The organism is Streptosporangium sp. NPDC000563 (assembly GCF_040299985.1).
Taxonomy (GTDB): Bacteria; Actinomycetota; Actinomycetes; order Streptosporangiales; family Streptosporangiaceae; genus Streptosporangium.
In genome coordinates this window covers 546,995-566,013 of the sequence record NZ_JBEPDA010000001.1, presented here as the reverse complement: position 1 = coordinate 566,013, position 19,019 = coordinate 546,995, and the positions used below count along the sequence as shown (strand labels likewise).

Annotated in this window: 13 protein-coding genes; 6 read left to right on the top strand and 7 right to left on the bottom strand. The window is 70.0% G+C overall.

Annotated elements, in window-relative coordinates; all coding sequences use genetic code 11:
• Nucleotides 1-315: 315 nt before the first annotated feature.
• The gene (locus ABT352_RS02550; protein ID WP_350941915.1) at nt 316-636 is read right to left on the bottom strand and encodes a plasmid stabilization protein; all 321 of its coding nucleotides are present in this window, start codon (nt 634-636) and stop codon (nt 316-318) included.
• 304 nt (nt 637-940) lie between these two features.
• On the opposite strand from ABT352_RS02550, the gene ABT352_RS02545 reads away from it, so the two are divergent.
• The 5 genes from ABT352_RS02545 (at nt 941) to ABT352_RS02525 (ending at nt 9,177) form a co-directional block, all read left to right on the top strand.
• Nucleotides 941-1,159 carry a hypothetical protein gene (locus ABT352_RS02545; protein ID WP_350941914.1) on the top strand — a complete coding sequence of 73 codons (219 nt, stop codon included), beginning with the start codon at nt 941-943 and terminating at the stop codon, nt 1,157-1,159.
• A gap of 148 nt (nt 1,160-1,307) precedes the next feature.
• Nucleotides 1,308-3,107 carry a thiamine pyrophosphate-requiring protein gene (locus ABT352_RS02540; protein ID WP_350941913.1) on the top strand — a complete coding sequence of 600 codons (1,800 nt, stop codon included), beginning with the start codon at nt 1,308-1,310 and terminating at the stop codon, nt 3,105-3,107.
• A gap of 7 nt (nt 3,108-3,114) precedes the next feature.
• Nucleotides 3,115-4,218, top strand: coding sequence for an enolase C-terminal domain-like protein (locus ABT352_RS02535; RefSeq protein WP_350941911.1), 1,104 nt, complete (start codon nt 3,115-3,117; stop codon nt 4,216-4,218).
• A 192-nt stretch (nt 4,219-4,410) separates the two neighbouring features.
• On the top strand, nt 4,411-7,263 hold the full coding sequence (locus tag ABT352_RS02530) for an FAD-binding and (Fe-S)-binding domain-containing protein (RefSeq protein WP_350941909.1): 2,853 nt from the start codon (nt 4,411-4,413) through the stop codon (nt 7,261-7,263).
• Nucleotides 7,264-7,392: 129 nt separating this feature from the next.
• Entirely contained in the window at nt 7,393-9,177 is a 1,785-nt protein-coding gene (locus ABT352_RS02525) for a glycoside hydrolase family 15 protein (protein WP_350941908.1), read from the top strand.
• An 11-nt stretch (nt 9,178-9,188) separates the two neighbouring features.
• On the opposite strand, the gene ABT352_RS02520 is transcribed toward ABT352_RS02525, so the two are convergent.
• The 5 genes from ABT352_RS02520 to ABT352_RS02500 form a co-directional block, all read right to left on the bottom strand.
• Nucleotides 9,189-10,586, bottom strand: a complete 1,398-nt coding sequence (locus ABT352_RS02520) for an SDR family oxidoreductase (protein ID WP_350941907.1) — start codon at nt 10,584-10,586, stop codon at nt 9,189-9,191.
• 221 nt (nt 10,587-10,807) lie between these two features.
• Complete coding sequence (locus ABT352_RS02515; protein WP_502992755.1) at nt 10,808-13,081, bottom strand: catalase; 2,274 nt, start codon at nt 13,079-13,081, stop codon at nt 10,808-10,810.
• 581 nt (nt 13,082-13,662) lie between these two features.
• Complete coding sequence (locus tag ABT352_RS02510) at nt 13,663-14,985, bottom strand: hypothetical protein (protein ID WP_350941904.1); 1,323 nt, start codon at nt 14,983-14,985, stop codon at nt 13,663-13,665.
• Nucleotides 14,986-15,024: 39 nt separating this feature from the next.
• Nucleotides 15,025-15,951: a hypothetical protein gene (locus tag ABT352_RS02505; protein ID WP_350941903.1), complete on the bottom strand. Its 927-nt coding sequence runs from the start codon at nt 15,949-15,951 to the stop codon at nt 15,025-15,027.
• 5 nt (nt 15,952-15,956) lie between these two features.
• On the bottom strand, nt 15,957-16,382 hold the full coding sequence (locus ABT352_RS02500; RefSeq protein ID WP_350941901.1) for a hypothetical protein: 426 nt from the start codon (nt 16,380-16,382) through the stop codon (nt 15,957-15,959).
• 767 nt (nt 16,383-17,149) lie between these two features.
• Between ABT352_RS02500 and ABT352_RS02495 the strand changes: the two genes are divergently transcribed.
• On the top strand, nt 17,150-18,403 hold the full coding sequence (locus tag ABT352_RS02495) for an IS110 family RNA-guided transposase (RefSeq protein WP_350941899.1): 1,254 nt from the start codon (nt 17,150-17,152) through the stop codon (nt 18,401-18,403).
• On the opposite strand, the gene ABT352_RS02490 is transcribed toward ABT352_RS02495, so the two are convergent.
• On the bottom strand, nt 18,373-18,798 hold the full coding sequence (locus tag ABT352_RS02490) for an NUDIX hydrolase (protein ID WP_350941898.1): 426 nt from the start codon (nt 18,796-18,798) through the stop codon (nt 18,373-18,375). The two genes, ABT352_RS02495 and ABT352_RS02490, sit on opposite strands and share 31 nt — an antisense overlap.
• Nucleotides 18,799-19,019: the final 221 nt, after the last annotated feature.

Here is a 19,019-nt window from a genome sequence, read left to right as displayed (position 1 = left end):
CGGCGGAGATTCACCAAACCGCACGCCCGAGCTCGGACACCGTGGCCCGCATTCGCCCGGCGCACGGGCCTTCACCTCGCACCCGACGGCCGCGTCCCCGATATCCCGGGCATCCCCCGGCACCCCACGGCATACCAAGATCCCGGGACATCCCAGGATCTTCCAGGGCATCCCTGACCGGCGCCAACGGCCCCCGGACGATGTCAACGGTGTTCTCGACGAGCACCGTCGAAACCGCGGTCCGCGTGGCACCGGTCTTCAGGACGACCGCCTCGCCGTCGCGCCCGACGCCGACCGGGCCCTAACGGCCGATCACTAGCCGACCGCCTTCTCCAACTGGGCCTTCGTCATCTTCGAACGCCCCTTGACGTTGCGGCGCTTGGCCTCGGCGTACAGCTGGTCCCGCGTCCGGCCACCCGCACCCGAGTGCGAACGCAGCCCGCCGCGCCGGGAGGAGGAGATGTCCTGGGTCGAGGTACGGCTCGCGGTCCGCGACTCACCGGCCCTCGCCCGCTCCTTGTTCACCGTGCGGGCCGCGATCTCGGTCGCCCGCTTCTCGCTCTCGCCGCGCTCGCGTGCGCTCTCCTTGATGTGCTTGTACTGTCGTTCCCGCTTGGGACTCGATCCCCGAGGCATGACGATCCCCTTTCCTTGATCCTTTCGTCGTTCGTGCCCTTGTCCGGTCCGTGCCCCAACGCCTTCCGGACATGCGGGCACCGGCCGAATTCGGCTCGCCACCACCGCTGGACCTTTCGGGCACGAGGAGCCGGACTGCGTCCGCTGATCGGCGCACCCGCCGCCGGACCCCCGGATCACGAAGCGGGTGTCGACAAACAAGCCAATTGAGTTATATGTCAGCTTTTGTGGTGGTTTGACGCTGGTCGGGGTAGGGGAGCAGCAGGAAAGATGACCGACGGCACCACCGGCCGGGAGGAGGGTCATGAGGAAACCGCCGAACGCCCGGCTGATCGTCTCCTGCATCGCTTTCGTCATCCTGCTGGCGCTCACCCTCGGGGCCGGGATCTCCCAGAGGTGGCCGCTCTTCCTGGCGGGCATCGCGCTGACCGCGCTGGCCGCCGCCTACGCGCTGGTCACCGGGGAGTGGCTGGCGACCCTGCGCAGGGGCGGTCCCACCAGGTCCGGACCCCGGCGCCGCTGAGCTCCGACGACCGGCGGCCGACGGGAGGACACCCGGATCCCACGGGAACCCCGGGACGACCGGCCGGCCCGGAGCAGACCGGCGAGGTGGGCGAGAGACGGGGTGAGAGCGGTCGGCCGCCTGTATCCCGACCAAGGGGGGATGACCGATGACTTCGACGACCGTTGCCGACTATGTGCTGGAACGCCTGCGCGAGTGGGGGGTCCAGAGGATTTTCGGCTATCCGGGCGACGGCATCAACGGCCTGCTCGCCGCGTGGGGACGGGCCGGGGACCGGCCGGTGTTCGTCCAGGCGCGGCACGAGGAGATGAGCGCGTTCGAGGCGGTCGGCTATGCCAAGTTCGGCAGGCGCCTCGGGGTCTGCGCGGCGACCTCGGGACCGGGCGCGATCCACCTGCTCAACGGTCTCTACGACGCCAAGCTCGACCACGTCCCGGTGCTCGCGATCGTCGGCCAGACCAACCGCAGCGCGATGGGCGGCTCCTACCAGCAGGAGGTCGACCTCCTCTCGCTCTACAAGGACGTGGCCGGCGAGTACGTGCAGATGGTCACCGTGCCCGAGCAACTGCCGAACGTGCTGGACCGGGCGATCCGCGTGGCACTTGCCGAGCGGGCCCCGACCGCGATCATCCTGCCCGCCGACGTACAGGAACTCGAGTACACCCCGCCGGGCCACGAGTTCAAGATGGTGCCCTCCAGCCTGGGCATCGACTGGCCGAAGATCTTTCCTGACGACGCGGCGCTCCACTACGCCGCCGACCTGCTCAACGCCGGTGAGAGAGTCGCGATCCTGGCCGGTTCCGGCGCTCGAAGTGCCCGTGCGGAGCTCATGGAGGTCGCCGAACTGCTGGGGGCGGGCGTGGCCAAGGCACTGCTGGGCAAGGACGTGCTCTCGGACGAGCTGCCGTACGTGACCGGCTCCATCGGGCTGCTGGGCACCCGGCCGAGCTACGAGATGATGAAGGGCTGCGACACGCTGCTCACCGTCGGCTCCAGCTTCCCCTACACCCAGTTCCTGCCGGACCTGGACCAGGCGCGGGCGGTGCAGATCGACATCGACCCCAAGCTGATCGGCATGCGCTACCCGTACGAGGTGAACCTGGTCGGCGACGCCGCGACCACCCTGCGGGCCCTCATCCCGCTGCTGAAACCCAAGCAGGACCGCTCCTGGCGCGAGAGCATCGAGGCCGGCGTCGAGCGGTGGTGGGAGACCATGCGGATGGAGGCGATGGTCGAGGCCAAGCCGGTCAATCCGATGCGCCTGTTCCACGAACTGTCCCCGCTGCTGCCCGCCGACGCGATCGTCACCGCCGACTCCGGCTCGGCCGCCAACTGGTACGCCCGCAACCTGCGCTTCCGTGACGGCGTGCGTGGTTCGCTGTCGGGCACGCTGGCCACCATGGGGCCGGGCGTGCCGTACGGGATCGGCGCCAAGTTCGCCCACCCGGACCGCCCGGTGATCGTGTTCGCCGGTGACGGGGCGATGCAGATGAACGGCCTGGCCGAGCTGATCACCGTCAAGCACTACTGGCGCGACTGGTCCGACCCGCGGCTGATCGTCGCGGTGCTGCACAACAACGACCTCAACCAGGTCACCTGGGAGATGCGCGCCATGCAGGGTTCGCCCAAGTTCCCCCAGTCGCAGACCCTGCCGGACGTGGACTACGCCGCCTTCGCCGCGAGCCTGGGCATGGGGGCGTTCACCGTCGACAGCCCCGAACAGGTCGCGCCGGCCTGGGAACGTGCGCTGGGTGCCGACCGGCCCGTCCTCCTGGACGTGTACGTCGATCCTGACGTGCCTCCGATCCCGCCGCACGCGACCTTCGAGCAGATGAAGGACTCCGCCGAGGCGCTTCTTCGGGGTGACGAGAACCGTTGGGGCGTCCTGCGGGAGGGGATCAGGACCAAGATGCAGGAGTTCCTTCCGCACCGCGACGGCGGCGGGTGAGCGGCCCGTGACCGGCCCGCTCGTCGATGCGGTCGAGGCGAGCGCCTACACCGTCCCGACGGACGCGCCCGAGGCCGACGGGACGCTGGCCTGGGACTCGACCACGATCGTGCTGGCGCGGGTGCGGGCCGGTGGCGGCACCGGACTTGGCTGGACGTACGGGCCGGCCGCCTGCGCCGCCGTGATCGGCGACCGGCTCGCCCCGGCGGTGCGGGGCCGCGCGGCGCTGGACATCACCGGCGCCTGGCAGGCCATGGTCCGCGCGGTGCGCAACGACGGCAGGCAGGGGGTGGCCGGGTACGCGCTCTCCGCCGTGGACGTGGCACTGTGGGACCTCAAGGCCCGCCTGCTGGACCTGCCGCTGCACCGGCTCATCGGCGCGGCCCGCGAGGAGGTCCCGGTCTACGGCAGCGGCGGCTTCACCACCTACGACGACGGCGCGCTCACCCGCCAGCTCGCCCACTGGACCCAGGAACGGCGGATCCCCCGCGTGAAGATCAAGATCGGGGAGTCCTGGGGCGCGAACCCGGGTCGCGACCTGGAGCGGATGCGCCTGTCCAGGAAGATCGTGGGTGCGGACGTCGAGCTGTTCGTGGACGCCAACGGCGGCTACACCGTCAAGCAGGCCGTCCGGGTGATGGGGGAGGCGGCCGGGCTGGATGTGCGCTGGCTGGAGGAGCCCGTCTCCTCCGACGACCTCGACGGGCTGCGCGAGGTCCGCGCCGCCGTGTCGCCCGAGGTCACCGCCGGGGAGTACGGCGGTGACCTCACCTATTTCCGGCGGATGTGCCAGGCGAGGGCGGTGGACTGCCTGCAGGCCGACGTGTCGCGCTGCGGCGGGATCAGCGAGTGGCTGCGGGTCGCCGCCGTCGCCGCCTCGTACGGCCTGCAGCTGTCCGGACACTGCGCGCCGCACCTGCACGCGCACGCCGCCGCGGCCGTTCCCAACCTGCGCCACCTGGAGTGGTTCCACGACCACGCGCGGATCGAGACGATGTTCTTCGACGGGACCCTCGACCCGGACGACGGGCTGTTGCGGCTTCGCCGGGACGCGCCGGGACACGGGCTGAGCCTGCGCGACGCCGACGCCGAACCGTACCGGGTCGGCTGACGGCGTCCGCCCGGTGTCCGACCAGGTATGGCTTTCAGCGGCGGTAAGGTCCGAGGGCACACCCCGATCCCGGCGGAAACGAAAAAACTCCACGCCGGAAAATTACCTTTTTTCACCGTAATGTGAATTATGTCGGGTATGTAGCGATTTGTGTCCCTTTATCGCAACCTCAGAACCCGGGTGGACGGGGAGGTGCGATGCGACGAGGGGTCGCTCGCCGCCTACGCCCACGATTCCTCGAACTACCGCCAGACCCCGTCCGTGGTCGTGGTACCCCGCACCGTGGAGGCCGGGGCCGAGGCCGTGCGCGTCTGCCACGAGCACCGGACGCCGGTGCACTCCCGGGGCGGGGGAACCAGCCTGGCCGGGCAGTGCTGCAACGAGGGCGTGGTGATCGACTGGTCGAAGTACTGCACGCGACTGCTGTCGGTGGACGGCGAGCGGGCCCTGGTCGAGCCCGGCGTCTGCCTGGACGACCTCAACGCCGAACTCGCCGACCGGCACCTGATGGTCGGCCCCAAGCCCTCCACCCACGACACCTGCACCATCGGCGGGATGATCGGCAACAACTCGTGCGGCGCCTCGGCACAGGCGTACGGGAAGATGGCCGACTCGGTGATCCGGCTGGAGGTGCTCACCTACGACGGCCTGCGGATGTGGGTGGGGGAGACCTCCGAGGAGGAGTACGAGCGCATCCTCACGCTGGGCGGGCGCCGGGCGGAGATCTACCGGGCGATGCGAAGGCTGCGCGACGAGAACCTCGCGCTGATCCGGACCCGCTACCCGAAGATCCCGCGCCGCGTCTCGGGCTACAACCTGGACTCGCTGCTGCCGGAGAACGGCTTCAACGTGGCCCGCGCGCTGGTGGGCAGCGAGTCGACGCTGATCACGGTGCTGCACGCGGAGATCGGACTCTTCCCGGTGCCCCGGTTCCAGTCGCTGGCGGTGCTGGGCTACCCCGACATCGCCACGGCGGGCGACGCGGTGCCGAAGATCGTGAAGCACCGGCCGCTGGCGCTGGAGGGGCTCGACCACGAACTGATGGACCTGGCCAGGGTCGAACACGTCGCCGGGCAGGAGGTACTGGACAGGCTGCCAGAAGGGTCGGGGTGGCTGATGGTGCGGTTCGGCGGCGACACCCGCGAGGAGGCCGACGAGCGGGCCAGGAGGCTGCTCGGCGAGGCCGCGGGCGCGCACACCACCTATCTGGACGACCCCGCGGAAGAGGAGCGGGTGTGGAGGATCCGCGAGGCCGGGCTGGGCGTGACCGCCTACCCACCCGACAATCCCGACACCCACGAGGGCTGGGAGGACGCGGCCGTCCCGCCGGAGCGGCTCGGCGACTACCTGCGCGACTTCCAGGCGCTGCTGAACCGCTTCGGCTACCACAACTCCTCTCTCTACGGGCATTTCGGGCAGGGGTGTGTGCACACCCGGATACCGTTCGACCTGGACGACCCCGAGGGAGTGGCGAAGTATCGCGGATTCGCGCAGGACGCCGCGCGCCTCGTCGCCTCCTACGGCGGATCGCTGTCCGGCGAGCACGGCGACGGGCAGTCACGGGGCGAGCTGCTGCCGATCATGTTCGGCCCCGAGGTCGTCGGACTGTTCGGTGTCTTCAAGCGGATCTGGGACCCGGAAGGGCGGATGAACCCCGGCAAGATCGTCGATCCGTACCGGCTGGACGAGAACCTCGACCACCTTGACTATCACCCCGCCGAGCCGAAGACGTACTTCGACTACCCGGACGACCACCACCGGTTCACCCACGCCGCCGCCCGCTGCGTCGGCGTCGGCAAGTGCCGCTCCGACTCCGGCGGGGTGATGTGCCCCAGCTACCGGGTCACCCGGGAGGAGCGACACAGCACCCGGGGCCGGGCCCGCATCCTGATGGAGATGATGCGCGGCGAGACGGTCACCGGCGGCTGGCGCTCCAGGGCGGTGCACGACGCGCTCGACCTGTGTCTGTCCTGCAAGGGCTGCCGAGGTGAGTGCCCGGTGCACGTGGACATGGCCACCTACAAGGCCGAGTTCCTCTCCCATCACTACCGGGGACGACCACGGCCGGTCGCGCACTACTCGATGGGCTGGCTGCCCCTGTGGGCCAGGATCGCCGCCCTCGCGCCCGGAGCGGTCAACGCGCTCACCCACACGCCCGGCCTGAGCGGGCTGGTCCGGCTCGCCGGAGGTGTCGACCGGCGTCGCGAACTGCCGCGCTTCGCCGCCGAGCGCTTCACCGACTGGTTCCGCGACCGGCCGCCACGAGATCTCGACGGGGGCGAGCCGGTCGTACTGTGGCCGGACACCTTCACCGACAACTTCCGTCCCGGCGCGGCCGTGGCGGCGACGCGCCTGCTGGAGGCGCACGGCTACCGGGTCGAGGTGCCGCCGGTGCCGCTGTGCTGCGGGCTCACCTGGATCTCCACCGGCCAGCTCGGCACCGCCAGGCGCGTGCTGCGCCGGACCGCGGCGGCGCTCGCCCCCCGGCTGCGGCGGGGGATGCGGGTCGTCGGGCTGGAGCCGAGTTGCGCCGCCGTCCTGCGCTCCGACGCGCCCGAACTGCTGCCCGGCGACCCGGACGTGGAGCTGCTCGGCCGCCGGATCAGGTCGCTGTCGGAGATGCTGCTCGACCGGGCACAGGTCGCCCCGCCGCCGGGTACCGGAGTGCGCGCGCTCGCCCAGCCGCACTGCCACCAGCACGCCATCTGGGGCTTCGAGGCCGACACCAGGCTGCTGGAGCGCGTCGGGATCCAGGTCGAGGTGCTGGACGTGGGCTGCTGCGGGCTCGCGGGCAACTTCGGCTTCGAGCGCGGCCACCACGAGATCTCGACCGGCGTGGCCGAGCTGGGACTGTGGCCCGCCGTGCGGGCGGCGGACGAGGGGACCAGGATTCTCGCCGACGGCTTCTCCTGCCGTACCCAGATCGAGTCCGGCACCCACGCGAAACCGGTTCATCTGGCCGAACTCCTCGCCGAGGTGCTGTTGCGGTCGCCACCGGCCCCCGCGCACCGGCAGCAGGAACGGGTGCGCTCGGGCGCCCGCTGAACCGTCTCGCCGACCCCGGCCTCCCGTCGCGTATCCGACGGAGGGAAAGCGGGCCGTGAGCGCCCTGCCCCCAGACAGGGGAGTCCGATTCCATGCGGCCCTGACACGCCGAGAAGGGAGGCCGACTCCATGACGAGCGAGGACACCGTGGGTTTCGCTCCGCAGGTGCTTCGGCAGTACGCCTTTCTCGCCGACGGGTACCGCGGTGCCCTCATCGGTCCGCGCGGGGACATCTGCTGGCTGTGCGTGCCGCGATGGGATTCCGACGCCGTGTTCACGAACCTGCTCGGCGGCCGCGGCGTGTACGCCGTCACACCCGTCGACGCGCGGTTCGTGTGGGGCGGGTTCTACGAGGACGGCTCGCTGATCTGGCACAGCCGGTGGGTGACCTCGCACGGCATCGTCGAGTGCCGCGAGGCCCTCGCCTTCCCCGCCGATCCGGAACGTGCCGTGCTGCTGCGCCGGATACGGGCCGTGGACGGCCCCGCCCGGGTGACGGTGATCCTCGATCCGCGGGCGGGTTTCGGCAGGCGGTCCCTGCGCGAACCGCACCGCGAGTCGGGAGTCTGGACCGGGCGCACCGGCGACCTCCATCTGCGCTGGACGGGTGCCGAACACGCCGGCCGAGGAGCGGGGGGAGAGCTACGCGCCGACCTGCGGGTGCCCGAGGGAGGGCATCACGACCTCGTGCTGGAGCTGGCCTGCCGGCCGTTCGACGTGGCGCCCGTCGATCCGGTGACGGCATGGCGCACCACCGAACAGTCGTGGCTCGTCACCGACCCCTCCCTGCGGGGGTACGTCGCCCACCGCGACGCCGTACACGCCCACACGGTGCTGCGGGGCATGACGACACCGGGCGGCGGCATGGTCGCCGCGGCCACCACCTCGTTGCCCGAGCGCGCCGAGGCAGGCCGCGACTACGACTACCGCTACACCTGGATCCGCGATCAGTGTTACGCGGGCCGCGCGGCGGCGGTCGCCGGTCTCGACGATCTGCTGGACGCGGCGGTCGCGTTCGTCACCGCACGGCTGCTCGCCGACGGCCCTCATCTGGCCCCCGCCTACACCACCGGCGGCGACCGGGTGCCCGAGGAGCGCCCGCTGCCGTTCCTGCCCGGCTACCCGGGGTCGTCGGTCAGGGTGGGCAACCGGGTGACCGGGCAGTTCCAGCTGGACGCGTTCGGCGAGGCGCTGCTGCTCCTCGCCACCGCCGCGCGCCGGGATCGGCTGGACATCGACTCCTGGAACGCCCTGGAGAGCGCGCTCGACACCATCGCACGACGGTGGCGGGAGCCGGACTCGGGAATCTGGGAGTTGCCCCCGCGGCAGTGGGTGCACTCCAAGCTGATCTGCGTCGCCGGGCTGAAGGCGGCGGCCGACGTCGCCCCGGCCAGGCAGGCCGCTCGCTGGAGCACCCTCGCCGATACCGTCCTGGCCCACACCGCACGGCACGGACTCCACCCGTCCGGCCGCTGGCAGCGCGCTTTCGACGATCGACGAGTGGACGCGGCCCTGCTCATCCCGGCCGTCCGCGGCGCCCTCGCGCCGGATGATCCGCGGACCGTCGCCACGCGTGCGGCCGTACACACCGACCTCGAACGTGACGGTTACCTCTACCGCTTCCGGCAGGACGAGCGGCCTCTCGGCGAGGCGGAGGGTGCCTTCGTGATGTGCGGGCTGATGGCCGCGCTCGCCGCCTACCAGAGCGGAGACGAGGTCGAGGCGGTCCGCTGGTTCGAGCGCAACCGTGCCGCGTGCGGCTCACCGGGCCTGTACACCGAGGAGTACGACATCGGGCAGCGGCAGTCGCGCGGCAATCTGCCCCAGGCGTTCGTGCACGCACTGCTGCTGGAGTCGGCGGTGACACTCTCGGCTCGGGGAACCGGGCTAAGCGGTGCGCGTACCCTCCCGTGACGCGGCCGGCGTCACGACCTGCCGCTGTCGCGCAGTCCGGCCAGGCTCCAGGCGAGGGCGACCCCCGCGTCGGAGAGCGCGACATGGCGCCAGCGGTCGTCGACCACCCCGAGCGCCACGGCGGTGCCCGCGTGCACCAGGTCGATCACGGCGCCACCGGCGAGCACCGACCGGCTGGGGCGAAGGCCCGACCAGGCCGCCTGGCCCAGCTGCCTGGCCCCCAGCAGACGGGCGACGACCTTCGCCCCGCGACTCCTTCTCCCCCCGAGGACGCGGAGCACCTGCGAGGGCGCCAGCAGCAGTGCCAGCCCCCATGCCGCGCGCGTGACCTCGATCGCCCGCACCGGTGGCATCGACCGCTCCTCGAACGGCCCGCGCCACCTCGTTCCCTTCGCCGTACGCCCGTGCGCCCATGCCAGGGCGCCCAGCCCCGCCGTCAGGGCCGAGGCCCCCGCGAGCAGTCCGTGATGCTGGGAGGCCCAGAGCTGAGGGCTGCGCGTTATCGCCCTGTGGTCGAAGGAGCCGTGCGCCCCCTCGTCGGTACCGGGTTCCTCGTCGGCCGGACGCCACAGGTTGGGAGAGGTCCGGTGGGTCACCTCGGTGGTCTGCTGGGAGGCGTAGCCCGTCCAGGCCAGGTATCGGTCCAGGAGGCCGGGGATCACCGCGTTGGCGAGGAGCGTCGCCGCGGTCGAGACTCCCACCCAGTATTCGCGCCGCCGCGGGTGCTCCGCCGCGTACAGGATGGCGTCGGCCGGGATCTCGGGCTCGTAGATCGGGGGAACGGGCTGGGGATGGCCGGGCAGGCGCGACAGCACCCAGTCGAACTGCGGCGTGTTGACCGCCGGCATCTGCACCATGGTGACCCGTACACCGCTTTTGTCGTGCAGCAACTCGCAGCGCAGCGACTCATTGAATCCCTGGATGGCGTGCTTGGCTCCGCAGTACACGCTCTGCAGCGGAATCCCGCGGTACGCCAGTGCCGAGCCGACCTGGACGACCACACCGTGATCACGGGGAAGCATCCGCTTCAACGCGGCGCGCGTGCCGTTGACGAAGCCGAGATAGGTGACCTCGGTCGCGCGGCGGAACTCCTCGGGTGTGATCTGCGTGAAGGGGGCGAACACCGACGCGAAGGCGACGTTCACCCACACGTCGATGGGACCGAGTTCGTCCTCTGTCCGCTCCGCGGCGGCGTCGATCTGATCGTGATCGGCGGTGTCGGCCTCGATGACCAGCGCCTTTCCGCCCGCCTCACGCACCTCACGCGCGGCCCCCTCCAGGCCGTCGGCACCTCGGGCGATCAGCGCCACCGCATCGCCCCGGGCGGCGAAACGGCGGGCGGTGGCCCTGCCGATACCCGCGCTGGCTCCGGTGATCACTACGACGCGTCGTCCATCTCGTGTTGTCATGGCTCGACTCCCATCGTGCAGAGTCGATTTACCCTGACAAAAACGACATAACACGCCAAAAGGATTAATGTTCTCGTGGTCGACGCGCCCCCTGAGGTGGCGCGCCCGGAGATACGGCGTCACCGGCGTGCGGGGAGAGGCCGATGGCCGTCCGTGGGCCGACGAGCCGGAGTACGCGCTCATCGGCCCACGAGGCCACCGCCTCGCCCCGAGCGTTCCCGTCAGGTGATGTCGATCGCGGTGGGGAAGCGTTCCCAGACCCGGTGCTGCCCCAGCAGCCGCACGACCTCCCCGAGCACGCCGTCGCCGCTCTCGCCGACGAGCACGCCGGGTGCCGCGGTGTCGATCCCCGCGGCGGTGAGCGCCCGCTCGGCGTCTCCCCAGCCACCGAGCGGCTTGGCATGGCGGAACGCCTCGCCGAGCATCAGCAGCACCCGCGGGTCGATTCCCGCGGCGAGCGTGCCGGTGCCCGCCTTGGCGTCCCGGGCGCCGTAGGCGTCCTTGCCCGGTGCGGGCGCACCGGCCAGCAGCAGGGCGTCGAACTCCACCGACCGGGCGGTGGCGAAGGTGCGCTGCACGGTGACGGGATCGCCTCCGTCCGCTCCGAGCACTCCACCCGCCGGGGCGACGACCAGCGGCACCATGCCGCCGTCCAGGATCGCCTGGCGAACGGCGCGCACCGTCTCCAGGCCGCTGTTCTCACCGACGACGATGCCGACGATCCGGCCGGTGGTGGGCCAGGTCCGACCGAGCTGGGAGAGCGCGGGGCTGGGCTCGACCGGAGCCGGCGGCCCCGTCGGCTCCGGCACGGGGAGACCCAGTCCCGCGGCCACCTGCGCGCACAGGTACGAGTCGATCTCGGCGAGCACCCGCAGGGTGCGCTCCTTGATCGGCTGCTCGTAGACCTTGCCGAGCTCGAAGGTGTACGCGGAGATGACGTGCTCGCGCTCGACCGGGGTGAGGCTCAGCCAGAACTGGCGGGGCTGGCTGAAGTGGTCGGCGAACGACGCCGGAGCCTCGCGCACCTTCCGGCCCGCGACCTGCACCGGCCTCTCCACGTAACCCCCCTGCTGCTGCCCCGCGAAGAAGGGGCAGCCGCCGTCGAGGGAGTTGGGCTTGTAGGGGGCGACGCCCGCGTGCACCGCCGTCTGGTGCAGGCCGTCACGCAGCATGTCGTTCACCGGGGCGTGCGGGCGGTTGATCGGGATCTGCGCGAAGTTGGGGCCGCCCAACCGGCTGATCTGGGTGTCCAGGTACGAGAACAGGCGCCCCGCGAGCAGCGGGTCGTCGGTGATGTCGATACCGGGTACCAGGTGACCCGGGTGGAAGGCGACCTGCTCGGTCTCGGCGAAGTAGTTGGTCGGGTTGGCGTTGAGGGTGAGCAGGCCGATCGGCTGAACCGGCGCCAGCTCCTCGGGAACGATCTTCGTCGGATCCAGCAGGTCGATGCCCTCGAAGGTCTGCTCGGGAGTGTCGGGGAACGCCTGGATACCCAGCTCCCACTGCGGGTGGGCGCCCGCCTCGATCGCGTCGGCCAGGTCGCGCCGGTGGAAGTCCGGGTCCATGCCGTTGATGATCTGGGCCTCCTCCCACACCAGCGAGTGCACCCCGGCCTTGGGCTTCCAGTGGAACTTCACCAGCGTCGTCTCCCCTTCGGCGTTGACGAGCCGGAAGGTGTGGACACCGAAACCCTCCATCGTCCGGTAGGAGCGGGGAATGGCCCGGTCGGACATGTTCCAGATGGTGTGGTGGGTGGCCTCGGTGTGCAGGGACACGAAGTCCCAGAACGTGTCGTGCGCGCTCTGGGCCTGGGGGATCTCCCGGTCGGGGTGCGGCTTGGCCGCGTGGATGACGTCGGGAAACTTGATCGCGTCCTGGATGAAGAACACCGGGATGTTGTTGCCCACCAGGTCGAAGACACCCTCACCGGTGTAGAACTTCGTGGCGAATCCCCGCGTGTCACGCACCGTGTCCGCCGACCCCCGTGACCCGAGAACGGTCGAGAAACGCACGAAGACCGGGGTCTCGACGCCCTCGGCGAGAAACGCCGCCTTCGTCACCGTCGAGGCGTTGCCGTAGGCACGGAAGACGCCGTGCGCAGCGGCGCCGCGGGCGTGCACGACGCGCTCGGGAATGCGCTCGTGATCGAAATGCATGATCTTCTCGCGCAGGTGATGGTCCTGCAGCAGCACCGGCCCGCGGGGGCCGGCCTTGAGCGAGTGGTCGGTGTCCGCCACCCGCAGGCCCTGCGCCGTCGTCAGATACTCGCCCCCCTGCGCCCGCGCCGCCGGCGGCACATCGGTGGGTTGCCCGGTCGGGGTGAAGGGATCGGGGCCGCTCTGGTCGGGCTTGGGCGGCAGAGGCGCCCGGGGCTCGGTCGGCTCATCCGGCGACGGTGTCCCGCTGCTCGGCCGGCCGGGGACCACACCCGAAGATCCATCGCCCGACACGGCGTCGACCACCTTGTCGACGACCTTGTCGACCGTTTCCTTCATCGGATGAGACTTCTCCATCGTTCCCCCTCAAGGTGTGACGGCACCGTGTGAGATCACGTTCGGTCCTCGGGGTCCGACGCGCCCAGGGCGCGGTCGGACCGCCGAGAGCCGGCGGCGTTACGCGATGCCCCGGCTTCGGCACATGACCTGATCACGGTTATGGGATCCCGCTGCTCACGCCCCGGAATCCCCGTTCTTGACCGGCTCCGCGACACGGGGTGCGGACATCGTTCGTTCGGACGTGTGCCCTACCCGGCGACTCCACACTCCATGAGCGGCGCTTCTTTCCACGTGAGGCCAGGTCTTTACCCGCTCCCTCGTGGGCAAACGTCCAACCGCCACTCGCCCTCGCCATCCCCTACCTGCGAAAAGCCACGCACCACCCCGCGATGAGGAAGTGCCCGATCCGGAGGCGTCGCGTGTCGTACGCCGACAGCGCCTTTACCTCTTTCCAGTCGCCCCAGCGGACGTCGGCCGACAACCTCGGGACGTCTCGGCCGCAGGAGCGCCGACTCGGAGTGTCCGTCCCGGTCTCGTACGCACCGGGCACGGACACCTCGGCTCCGACCTCCGTCCGCGTTTCAGGAAGCGCGGTCGAAGCCCGCGGGGGCGTCGGCACCGACCGGAGTGGCGGCGGCGGGTCGGTTGGACTGGCAGCGTTGCTTCTCGGATCCGGTCATCGGGCCGGTGCGCTGGTAGAGACGGTCGGACAGCTCGGTGGCGGGATAGTCAAGAACGGTGTACAGGCGCCACTCGGTGTGGGGGTCGGCGGGAGCCGGGCTGGTGATGAACCAACCCTCCGTACGGCGACGCCCCGCCTGGGTCTCCACCCATGAGGCCTCGGCGGGCTGGGCGACCTCGGTGACGTTGTGGGTGATGGAGGTGACCCAGCTGGGAGCCGTTCCGGCACCGGTGGCGAACTGCTGGGCCATGGAGCTGGCCGCGCCCGCGCCGCCCGGCAGTCCGGCCTTGACGGGCAGGTCGCCGTAGGAGCGCCCCGCGACGGTGACGGGACGGTCGCGGGTCAGGGCGTTGCGGGTGCAGTTGATGTAGGTGTCGCCGTTGACCTTCGCGGGCTCGTAGTAGGTGTAGGAGTAGGCCTCCTGCGGCGTGAAGGAGCAGGTGCCGGGCGCGCTCGCGCAGTGGTTGACGGCGTCGGCGACCGGCCTGCGATCGTTGCCGTAGAAGGCCTGGGAGGCCGGCAGCGCGGTCTTCGGAATGGTCTTGTCCACCGGCGGCGGGATCTGGGTCGCCCGCACATCGGCGATCAGAGGTCCACAGTCGCCTCTGGCGTTGTCGGCGACGGGCACCTGGGAGGTGAAGGTGAGCAGTGGCTCGTGCTCACCGGCGGTGAAGGTGTAGCTCTGACCGGTGCGCCAGACACCGGTGCCGAGGACACCGGGTTTCTTGTCCGGGTCCGGAGCAGTGGTCCGAGCGTCGGCCTGACCGCCGTCGCCCTCGACGATGTAGGCCTGACCCTGGCTGAGGGCCGCCGGGGTGCAGACGGCGGCCACGCTGGGGCTGTCGTCGAAGGTGACGGTGACCTGGGCGCCCGCGCGCACACCGCGCAGCCGCTGCTTGAAGGAGTGAGTGGTGGCGTTCGGGAGGCGAAGCATGACGGCCGTCTTGCCGTCGGGGTGGCCTGAGACGGTGCCCGCGTAGCGGGCGACGCCGGAGAATGTGCCGGATCCGTTGGTCGAGCCGACGGACCAGCCCTGAACAGCCGTCCAGTTCGGGCCGGTGCCGGTGAAGGCCGGCAGGGCGAAGTCGCCGTTGATGACGGCGACCGGCTTGGTATCGGGTCCTGTGATCTGCGCGGACGCTGTGGCAGGGGCGGCCAGCCCCAGGGCGAGCAACAGTGCACCGGCGACGGCGGCCCTGACGGGAGCGTGCGGTGATGTCATGATGATCTCCACGGAAAAAGGGGCACTTGGGCGGGGCGGTCAGGAACGTTCGGCGGCGAGCACCGTGCGTTGCCTCAGCCGCGCGCCTTCCGGCAGCGCGGGAAGGATCGTTGAGCGATCAGCCCTGCGGAATCCGCGATTGACGGTGTCTTCCACGGCGGTCTTGCTCGCGGGCCGCAACCGGTCACAGGTGTCGCCCGGCACGGTGAAGGTGTCGGCGACGAAGGTGCTGGTGTTCACGGTCGAAGGGCCGTCGACCGTGACGTTGCGCACCTGCAGGCCGCCGATGGTGATCTTTCCCGCGACCCGCTGCATGGCGGAGCTGGCCCCGAAAACCAGGGCGTCGCCCGAGCGTACGGTGGTGGTGTACTGGGTCGCCTCGGTGTTCTCGGTGGTCCAGCTGCGCTGATAGTGGAGCTTGAAGGCGCCCTCGAACGCGCCCTTGGCGCCGAGCGAGCCCGCCAGCTTGCCGTTGCCGTTCGCCCCTCCTTTGGCGCTGAACGCGGCGTATGGACCTTGCTGGGTGTTGGGTGTGGTGAAGGTTCCGCTGCCTTCTCCCGACACCCCCGCGGAGACCTCTCCGGAGGCGTTGACCTGCCCCTCGACCGAGATGTTGCCGGTTATCTCACCGCCGAGGTTGTCCGTGCTGCCGGTACGCAAGGTGACCTGGCGTTCCACGGTGATCGGGTCCTTGGTGCAATTGATGACCGCGTTGCCCAGGGACTTGACGGCGCTGTAGTACTCGCCAGAGGCCTGTGAATCGATGCGGAAGCGGCAGGCACCGGGATTTTCCGCGCACCGCCTGACCGCCTCGTCCACCGATGGCAACGGCTTGTCGCCGTCGAAGGCCTGGGCGACGGGAACGTCGGGCACACCGGGTGCGGAGGTGGCGAAGGCGGTCGCTGGAACGAGCGTGACCAGGACGGCGGTGAAGACCAACGGTGTCCGACGAAGAGAAGATTTCACGGCGATCATGGGTTCATCAGCTCGCAGACACCGGTCAGCTGGGAGAAGTCAGGGGAGTCGCGCAGTACGGCGGGCAGGCCCGCGGCGAACTCGTCACATGTTTCCGCGATGACAGATGCAGCGTTGTCCGAGGGGGCGGGCCGGAAATTGGCCAGTGCCTGCCGGGTGTCGTCGAGGTCCTTACGCTGCTGGCCACCGTCGCCGATGAGGTTTTCCATGCACTGCTTCGAGGTTGGAGGGCATTCCTCCACCTTCTTTTTCGCTTCGGCGATGTCTTCCTTCGCCTTGGCCGTGTCCTTCTTGGTCTCTTCTCGGTCGGCGTCGACGCCGCCGCGTTCCTCCTGGGCGCCGCACGGTTTCGGCTGCCCGTTGGGACAGGTCTCCTCTTCGGGAGGATCGGCGTGGAGTGTGGGGTGAAAGGTGGCGGCCATGGCCGCGGGGACAGGAGCACAGGCGATCGCCAATGCCGAGGTGAGCATGACGAAGAAGCCGGAGATGCGGATGGGATGCATGGTCCTCTTCCGACGGGGCGAGTGAGTCAGGTTTCGCTCATCAACAAGACGCACACACAAAGTAGCGATCAGAACACACAGAGCAAGATCTCCGTGCCTGGCGTGTCCCCGATTCGATGGCGCCACCCACGGCCCGCATGCCGCCCCAGCCGCCGGTCGACCGCACGTCGATCACTTCACCCGATCACCCGGAAGATCCCAAAAGGCCACTTCCCTGCCGGAAAATGGCCTCTGAGCTGCGTGGGGCTACCAGGACTTGAACCTAATGACTCTGTACGACCCCGAGTTTCCCGACTCGGGAGCTCATCCCGCTGACGTCTCGACTTGAACTGGAGCTTGGACTTCTCATCGCAGGCCGTACGCCGTGAGGGTGAGCGACTGGCGGGTGACGGTCGGCAGGGGCCGAGTGAACGCCTGCGCTGATACCCGGGCCTGGAGTCCTCTGTTAAGGCCGTGCGCCTCGGCCCCTGCCGACCGTCACCCGCCAGTCCGTGCGATTCGGCACGATCGTGGTGTGAGCCAGCCGCAGGAGACACCGCTCGTATTCACCGGGGCCGCCGAGCCCTTGCGCAGAGCGCGGGCCTGCGGCCGACTGGGGCCACGAACCGCTGATCGGATGTCGAGCCGCCGAGCTCTCTCATTAGGGCGTGGCGTGCCCCTGCGCGGCTCACCTGGGCTAACGACCGTTGAAGGAGGCGCCGATGACGGTGACATGCGGAATCGACTGGAGCGAGAAACACCACGACGTCGCCTTGGTCGACGAAGACGGCACACTGGTGGCCAAGCGGCGCATCAGCGACGACGCCGAGGGCTGGCGGGCCCTGGTCGAGTTGCTGGCCGAGCACGGCGACCACCCCGGCGACCCGATCCCGGTGGCGATCGAGACCAGTCGCGGCCTGCTGGTCTCCTGCCTGCGCGCCACCGGCCGAACGGTATATGCGATCAACCCGCTGGCCGTGGCCCGCTATCGCGAACGCCACAGCGTCGCCCGAGCCAAGTCCGACCACCTCGACGCCATGACGTTGGCCAACATCCTGCGTGTCGACGCGGCTCACCATCGGCCGCTGCCGGCCGACTCCGAGCTGGTCCAGGCGATCGCCGTGCTGGCCCGCGCCCAGCAGGACGCGGTCTGGAACCGCCAGCAGCTGGCCAACCAGCTGCGCTCCCTGCTGCGGGAGTACTTCCCCGCAGCGCTGAAGGCCTTTCATGTCAAGAACATCGGCCTGACCTCCCGCGAGGCCCGCGCCGTCCTGCAGGCGGCGCCCACCCCGGGCGCGGCCGCCAAACTCACCTTCCGCCGGCTGCACGCCCTGCTACGCGGCTCAGGTCGCCAGCGCAACATCGAGACCTGGATCGACCGGCTGCAGGCCCTGTTCCGCGGAGAGCAGCTGCGTCAGCTCCCGCTCGTCGAAGAAGCGCTCGGCCGCCAGGCCCAGGCGCTGCTGCTGCAGCTGGACGCGGCCTGCCGCGCCGCCGACCAGCTCGCCGAAGCTACCGGCGAGGCCTTCGGCCGGCATCCGGACGCGGCCATCATCACCAGCTTCCCCGGCCTGGCCGACCTGACCGGCGCCCGGGTGCTCGCCGAGCTCGGAGATGACCGCACCCGCTTCGCCAACGCCCGCGCGCTCAAGGCCTACGCCGGATCGGCGCCCATCACGCGCGCTTCGGGCAAGAGCCTGGTCGTCCACCACCGCAAAGTGAAGAACCAACGCCTGGCCGCCGTCGGCTACGTGTGGTCCTTCGCCTCCCTACGAGCACCAGGCCCCAGAGGCCACTACGACTACCGGCGCGCCGAGGGCGACCGGCACTCCAGCGCGCTGCGCAACACCTTCAACCGGATGCTCGGCTGCCTGTTCCACTGCCTGCAGAACCACAGGACCTACGACGAGTCCACCGCCTTCCCGCAGCGTCAATCGATGCGGCTCAGCCACGCGTCCTGAGCGTCGGCCAACCGCCCTACCAGCGGTATCGGAACGAAGCGGCACGCGAATTCAAGCCCCGCGTCCTCGCCATCACCGCGAACATGGTGCTGCCATGCATCAGCGCCATCTGAGTGGGCCGTGAGCTGGAAGAACGTTGTCTGCCGCAGCTGCCCGGTATCGGCACGCGGCCTGTTGTCCACCGCAATGGGCCCGATGAGGGAGAGTCCCGTCAGGCCGGTCTCCTCTGCGACTTCTCGCAAGACAGCCTGTTCCAGGCTTTCATCCGGCCCGACCCCTCCCGCCGGTACTTGAGTACCCGCTTCGGGCATGCCGACATGATCGAAGACAAGCAACTCCGGGGCGGATCGGTAACGGATGACGTAGGCGGCGACGCGGATTCGCGGGCGAGACATCCCCCCATCATCCCAAAAGCGATCTTGAAGACATTAGCTTGACACTCTACGCAGATCGGATGTCTGGGACCTCTTCCTTATCAGGCAAGACGGGAGGGAGCGGAACCATGGGCAATACCCGCTCCCACCTGCGCATATGGTCCATGGTGATCCACCGTCGTCTGGCCTCGTCCGTGGTCGTTGTCACTCAGTTGGTCACTCAGTGATTCGCCTGTCCGAGC

Coding starts and splice junctions, on each gene's coding strand:
- ABT352_RS02550 (WP_350941915.1), bottom strand. CDS start 636: ATGCCTCGGGGATCGAGTCCCAAGCGGGAACGACAGTACAAGCACATC.
- ABT352_RS02545 (WP_350941914.1), top strand. CDS start 941: ATGAGGAAACCGCCGAACGCCCGGCTGATCGTCTCCTGCATCGCTTTC.
- ABT352_RS02540 (WP_350941913.1), top strand. CDS start 1,308: ATGACTTCGACGACCGTTGCCGACTATGTGCTGGAACGCCTGCGCGAG.
- ABT352_RS02525 (WP_350941908.1), top strand. CDS start 7,393: ATGACGAGCGAGGACACCGTGGGTTTCGCTCCGCAGGTGCTTCGGCAG.
- ABT352_RS02520 (WP_350941907.1), bottom strand. CDS start 10,586: ATGACAACACGAGATGGACGACGCGTCGTAGTGATCACCGGAGCCAGC.
- ABT352_RS02515 (WP_502992755.1), bottom strand. CDS start 13,081: ATGAAGGAAACGGTCGACAAGGTCGTCGACAAGGTGGTCGACGCCGTG.
- ABT352_RS02510 (WP_350941904.1), bottom strand. CDS start 14,985: ATGACATCACCGCACGCTCCCGTCAGGGCCGCCGTCGCCGGTGCACTG.
- ABT352_RS02500 (WP_350941901.1), bottom strand. CDS start 16,382: ATGGCCGCCACCTTTCACCCCACACTCCACGCCGATCCTCCCGAAGAG.
- ABT352_RS02490 (WP_350941898.1), bottom strand. CDS start 18,798: ATGTCTCGCCCGCGAATCCGCGTCGCCGCCTACGTCATCCGTTACCGA.